The organism is Actinotalea sp. C106, from assembly GCF_023630195.1.
Taxonomy (GTDB): Bacteria; Actinomycetota; Actinomycetes; order Actinomycetales; family Cellulomonadaceae; genus Actinotalea.
Window position 1 is genome coordinate 1 of sequence record NZ_JALPKN010000426.1, and the last position, 1,950, is coordinate 1,950.

Below are 1,950 nucleotides of genomic sequence, written 5' to 3' on the forward strand. Positions count from 1 at the left end.
CAGCCCGCTGCGCCGGGTAGGGCAGCGCCGCCCCGCCGAAGGTCGAGGCCGCGGGCAGCCCGCCGACGACGAAGACCAGCTCGCTGGTGCCCAGGGTCGCGGCCTCGATGATCGCGGCGCGGTTGTCCTGCAGCGCGGCGTCGATGCCGGCGTCGTCGGTGGCCGTGAGGAAGCCCCCGCGGCACAGCGAGGAGACCCGCAACCCGGCCTCGCGGACGATCCGCGCGGACTCCTCGAGCCCGGCCTCGGCGACCCGGTCCCGCCACAGGCCCACCGCGGGCAGCCCGGCACGCGCGGCGCCCTCGACGGCCTCGCGCAGGGTCCAGCCCTTGGTGGTCGCGGTGTTGAGGGACAGTCGTGCCAGGTCCCCCGCCCCGCCCGACGACGTCGCGGCAGCCGCCCCGGCGCCTCCGGTCACCCCTGCGCTCACAGCGAGATCGTGGGGATCTCGAGACGGCGGCCCTCGGCCGAGGACTGCAGGCCCAGCTCCGCGAGCTGGACGCCGCGCGCGGCCGAGAGCAGGCCGAAGCGGTGCTCGCGCTTCGCGGCGACGTCGCGCAGGAACTCCTCCCACTGCAGCTTGAAGCCGTTGTCGAGCTCGGCGTTGGCGGGGACCTCGGCCCACTGGTCGCGGAAGGACTCGGTGACCGGCAGATCGGGGTTCCACACGGGCTTGGGGGTGTGGGCGCGCTGCTGGGCGACGCACTTGTTGAGCCCCGCGACGGCCGAGCCGTGCGTGCCGTCGATCTGGAACTCGACGAGCTCGTCGCGGTAGACGCGCACCGCCCACGAGGAGTTGATCTGGGCGACGACCGGGTCCCCGGCGGGGGTCTCGATCTCGAAGATGCCGTAGGAGGCGTCGTCGGCCGTGGCCGCGTACTCCTTGCCCTGCTCGTCCCACCGGGTGGGGATGTGGGTGGCGGTCTTGGCGATGACGCTCTTGACGTCGCCGAGGATGCCCTCGAGCACGTAGTTCCAGTGGCAGAACATGTCGACGGTCATGCCGCCGCCGTCCTCCTTGCGGTAGTTCCAGCTGGGCCGCTGGGCCTCCTGGACCTCCCCCTCGAAGACCCAGTAGCCGAACTCCCCGCGCAGGGACAGGATGCGGCCGAAGAACCCCTCGTCCACCAGGCGGCGGAGCTTGACCAGGCCCGGCAGGTAGAGCTTGTCGTGCACGACCCCGGCCGTGACGCCGGAGTCGCGGGCGATGCGGGCGAGCTCGACGGCCTCCTCGAGGGTCTCGGCCGTGGGCTTCTCGGTGTAGATGTGCTTGCCGGCCTTCATCGCGGCGGTCAGCGCGGCGGCCCGCCGGGAGGTGACCTGGGCGTCGAAGTAGACGTCGATGCTCGGGTCGGTCAGGACGCTCTCGGCGTCGGTGGTCCAGTGCTCGATGCCGTGGCGCTCGGCGATCTCGCGGACGGCGCCCTCGCGGCGCCCCACGAGGACGGGCTCGACCTGCAGGCGCGTGCCGTCAGGGAGCTCGACGCCCCCGGCGTCACGGATCGGCAGGATCGAGCGGAGCAGGTGCTGGCGGTACCCCATCCGCCCGGTGATGCCGTTCATCGCGATGCGCAGGACCGTCATGGTGCCTCCGAGTGTCGTGCCGCCGGGCGGCCGGTGTGGGCTGTGGTGCGCTGGTGGGAATGCGCTTTCCCGCAGACTAGGGATCGCCCCTGCTCCGCGTCAAGCAGACGGGCGCGTCCAGCGGTCAGCAGCTGCTCCGCCAGGCGCCGGGAGTCGCCCCGGCAAGCGTCAGCAGCCGCCCCGCCGGCCTCAGCCGACGAGCCGCAGCAGGTCCTGCACGCCAGTCCGCACCTCGGCGCGGAAGCCGTCGTGCTCACGCACCGCGGCGGGGAAGACCTGCTCGACGGCGAGCATCCGGTCGGCGAGCCCGGCGTCGTCCCCGGCGGCCACCGTCCGCAGCCGGTCGGCCAGGGGGTCGTCGAGGCG

The 1,950-nt window shown here is 73.4% G+C and carries 2 protein-coding genes; both read right to left on the reverse strand.

Translation table 11 applies throughout. From position 1 onward, the window contains the following. The coding region (locus L0B03_RS17185; protein ID WP_374205020.1) for a sugar phosphate isomerase/epimerase family protein at nucleotides 1-418 on the reverse strand (418 nt) is incomplete at its 3' end. An 8-nt stretch (nucleotides 419-426) separates the two neighbouring features. Beyond that, nucleotides 427-1,584, reverse strand: coding sequence for a Gfo/Idh/MocA family protein (locus tag L0B03_RS17190; protein ID WP_250448141.1), 1,158 nt, complete (start codon nucleotides 1,582-1,584; stop codon nucleotides 427-429). Between the last annotated feature and the right edge of the window lie 366 nt (nucleotides 1,585-1,950).